Below are 3,844 nucleotides of genomic sequence, written 5' to 3' on the forward strand. Positions count from 1 at the left end.
CGTCCGAGTAGTCCCTCATCGCCATCGGCGGTGTTCTCGCTTCCTCCGGATCAAGCAAATCCAGTATCAGCATGTCCACCACTCAGGGGGAGGCCCCGGTGATCAGATCGCGGGCGGCCACCTTCCACCAGCCCGGATCGGCATCCTCGGGACGCGTCGTCTCGAGACGGGCCGGCCACCGCTGTTCCTTCTCAGGCCAGGGCTGCTCCCACCAAAGGCTGGTGAGGGCGCGGGCGACCTCGAAGGCCTGCGCTCCGGTGGGGGAGCGGCGCAGCAGCCGGACATGCCGCCGCTGGGCGTCGGTCACTTCCGGGCACCGCTCAAGGGGCACGGGCAGGCCGCTGGTTCCGGGCAGGAACAGCAGCCAGTACCGGTGGCGTGCGCAGACCCGCTCCTGGGGGGTCAGGTACCGGCGGGCGGGCACACGGCGGCCGGTGCGCGCCGCGCAGCAGGCGGGGCAGGCGGGTCCCCACGGGGCGACGGCTTCCTCGCCGCGGGTCAGCCGGCCGGCCGGGCCGCCCGGGTGGCGCGCGTGCGGTTCCGCCCGCGTCCACGCCGGCAGCGCGCCCTTGAGCACCGCCGCCGGAACGCGGGCGAGGACGCCCACCCGCTCGCGGGCCTGGGCGTTGAGGTGGATCTCGCTGTCCGGGAACAGCAGCCCGGCGACGTTCTGCCGGCCGTCGGTCTCGGTGACGGCGGTGAGCAGGTCCCGCAGACCGAGGTGGTAGCGGGCGGCGAGCCGGTTCAAAAACGACAGGGTGAGTTCCCCGCGCAGCGGTGCCACGCGTCCGGCAGCACCGCCGGCCAGCGCCGTGACGCAAACACCGGACGCGGCCGTTCGTTGCCCACCGCCGGCCGTGCTGCCGGCGCTCGCACGGAGCGGGTGCTGGGGTGCCATCTGCGCGCGCACTATGCCCGGCGGGGGCGGGCCTGGGCTTCGGCCGCCGCGTCGAGCTCGACCTCGCTCAGCAGCTGCTTGGTGAGCCGCTCGGTGCCTTCGGTGAGGGCGATCAGGGCGGATTCGCGGATGAGGTGGGAGAGGCTGCCGATCCGTCCCGCGGTGCGGGCATGGAGGTAGGCGGCGTGCTTGACCAGCGTTCCGGGCCGGTGCGCGCGCAGCCTCAGCAGATTCTCCATGGCCCCCACGAGGTCGTCCCAGACGGCCCGGTCGTGGTCGGTGGCATACGCCAGCGGGCGGTGGCGGAAGATCTTGAAGCGGCCGGCGAGCTGCGCCCCGCGCACGCCGGTGAGCAGGGATGAGGTCTCGACGTCGATCGCGGAGTACACGAAGGTGGCCGGGATGCGTTCGCCGAGGTACTTCAGCTGGTCGGAGGTTTCCGCACCGGCGCGCCGCTGGGTGTCCAGGAGGTGGACGTCGTCGATGAGGACGAGCTGGGTGCCCAGCTCGCACAGCAGGTCGCACACGGCGCCGGTGATCTGGGTCTGGTTGAGGCGGTCGGTGAGGGGCATGCCGAGGAACCGGGCGAATTCGCTGACGAGCATCTTCGGGGTGGCGGCCGGCGGCACGCTGATGAACAGCACCGGCCTTCTGCCGTCCTGGCCGGGATGCTGGCGGGCGTCGGCCAGCTGGAAGGACCGCCCGAGCGCCATCATCGTGGTGGTCTTCCCCGTCGTGGCCGGCCCGGAGATGATCAGACCGCGGCGGGCGCCGGCCTGCTGGCGGCGGTTGACCAGCAGCAGCCGGCGTACGGCGGTGAAGACGCTGTCCATGGCCGGGGTGCGCATGACGGCGAGTTCGGAGTGGTAGTCCTCGCGCTCCGTCTGGGTCCACGCGGGGTCGTCGGCGTCGCGCGCCGGCGCCGGCGCCCGGTGGACGAAGGCGTCCCAGCCTTGCCATACGGTCGCAGGAGCCGGCGGGACGAACCCGACGGCCTCGTGGGAGATCGGGCTCACCATCGCAGGGATTCCTCGAAGGGGTCGTAGACCGTGACCGCGGGACGCCGCGGTGCAGGCACGCCGGCTTCCTGGACCGGGCCGGCGGGGCAGTCGCCCGGTGGTGCGGGTTCCGCCGGCCAGATCCTCAGGGCGCCGTCGTCGTCGGTCAGGAGCTCGAGCTCCTTGTCGTCCTGGCTGTCGCCGAACACCTCGTCGTCCTCGGGCTCCTCGGCTTCCGCTTCCGGCTGCCGGCCGTACAGGATCCCCCACACCGCACCGTCGGTTGCGGCGGTGCGGGCGCGGGCGGCGACGACCTTCTCCCGGTGGGTGCCGTGCCCGGCGGCGGCGCGTTCCAGCAGCTCGCGCAGGGCGAGCGCCAGGTCGTGTTCGTGCTGGGTGCGCTGTGCGCGCCGGGCGACGGTGCGCTTGATGTGCTGCCAGGTGAAGTCGGTGAACGGGGCGCTGACCAGAGTGTGATGGATCCACGGCACCGCCTCCCACCCATATCCGCGTGGCTGGTCAGGCTTCGGCAGGCGCACCCAGACCTGGCCGGGCGCGTGCGGGTTGTAGTGGATCTCCCACAGGCCGTCCGCCGCCGGCGAGCGCTCGCCGCGGTAGGGGTTGAGGACCGTGTGGTCGTAGGTGCGGTAGTCGATGCGGATGCCGTAGTCGTTGATCTTCTGCCGCTTGACGGGCATCAGCTCGATGTAGTCCTCGCGGCCCAGCGGCACCGGAACGTACCCGCACACGGCGACCAGCGCCGCCCACATCTCATTCGGCGACAGCGCACAGCGGGGCAGCATCGGGTGCCGCAGCCCGTCGTGCTCGCGCTCCTGCCACCCGCAGATGATCCACTCCTGCAGCAGGTCGTCCAGCTGAGCCAGCGTCCACACCGCCTCACCCTGGGCGCCCTTGCCCCGCTCGCCGGTGTACGAAGCCGTGTAGGCGGCCACGTGCTGCACGAACAGCGTGTTGATCGAGGAGAAGGTGCGCTCCACATGCCCCTTGGCCGGCCCGTTGCCCGGCGGCGCGGGCTGCACGGAAATACCCAGCGACTCGCAGGCGGCGATGAACGACGACGAGACGAACACCTTGCCCTGGTCGACCACGACGGTCTGCGGGATGATCACCGGCCGCGCCGCCGCGCCCTCCAGCCGGGCATCCACGCTCAGCAGCCGCTCGTAGGGCACCACCGAATGTTCCATCGCCAGCGCCTCCACCCAGCCGGGCCGCATCGGCGCCGGAACCACCATCTGCGCCAGCAACTGCGCCGCGTCCACGCTGCGGGTCCCCTTCGCACGCAGCACGGCCGCACAGATGGTGCGGGTGGCCACATCCAGCGCGATGGTCAGCTCCGGACGCTCCACCACCCCGTCATCGAGCACCACGAAGGCATCCAGCACCGTGCTGTCCAACATCACCAGCTCACCCGGCGCCATCACCGTCGTCGGGACGAACGGGGGAGCCGGCCTCGCTGAGCGCCAGCGACGCTGGCGCGCACTGCCCAGCAACCCGCGCCCGTCGGCGAGAGCGTGCACGAGCCGGTTGAACGTCGCAGCCGGAGGCAGCGGCACCACCCCCTCCCCGTACCGCTCGGCCAGCAACCGCCCGGTGTACACCCGAAGCCGCCCCAGCGTCCCGCTGGAGCGCTCCCGCCCCGTCTCCAGAACCTCCCGCAGGGCGGCCACCACCCGCTCGTCCGCACGCCCCAGCGTGCTCCGCGGCCGGGTGGCCCGGTGGTCCACCAGCCCCCACACCCCCTCCCGGCGGTAGCGGGCCCGCATCCGCCGCACCGTCACCACACTGGCGGCCAGGCCGGCCGCCGACAGCTCAGCCGCCTTCGCCTCCTCACGCTGCGCCAGCGTCCGCGTCCGCGGGTCGTACTCCGCCCGCGGCGGACCTGCCGCGCCCGGCCCGCCCCCGTCTCATTTAAAAATATACGAGCCCA

At 72.5% G+C, this 3,844-nt stretch carries 3 protein-coding genes; all 3 read right to left on the minus strand.

Features of this window, described 5'->3' with window-relative positions:
- Nucleotides 1-82: 82 nt before the first annotated feature.
- On the minus strand, nt 83-784 hold the full coding sequence (locus V7E45_RS39205) for a TniQ family protein (protein WP_333779066.1): 702 nt from the start codon (nt 782-784) through the stop codon (nt 83-85).
- 125 nt (nt 785-909) lie between these two features.
- Complete coding sequence (locus tag V7E45_RS39210) at nt 910-1,917, minus strand: ATP-binding protein (RefSeq protein ID WP_333779067.1); 1,008 nt, start codon at nt 1,915-1,917, stop codon at nt 910-912.
- Nucleotides 1,911-3,680, minus strand: a complete 1,770-nt coding sequence (locus tag V7E45_RS39215) for a Mu transposase C-terminal domain-containing protein (protein WP_333779068.1) — start codon at nt 3,678-3,680, stop codon at nt 1,911-1,913. The genes V7E45_RS39210 and V7E45_RS39215 overlap by 7 nt, the downstream gene beginning before the upstream one ends.
- Nucleotides 3,681-3,844: the final 164 nt, after the last annotated feature.

Origin of the sequence: Streptomyces sp. IBSBF 3136 (assembly GCF_036815105.1) — a bacterium.
Classification (GTDB): Bacteria; Actinomycetota; Actinomycetes; order Streptomycetales; family Streptomycetaceae; genus Streptomyces.

Excerpts from the sequence above, each read along its gene's own strand:
- V7E45_RS39210 (WP_333779067.1), bottom strand. The coding sequence starts at position 1,917 with ATGGTGAGCCCGATCTCCCACGAGGCCGTCGGGTTCGTCCCGCCGGCT.
- V7E45_RS39215 (WP_333779068.1), bottom strand. The coding sequence starts at position 3,680 with ATGCGGGCCCGCTACCGCCGGGAGGGGGTGTGGGGGCTGGTGGACCAC.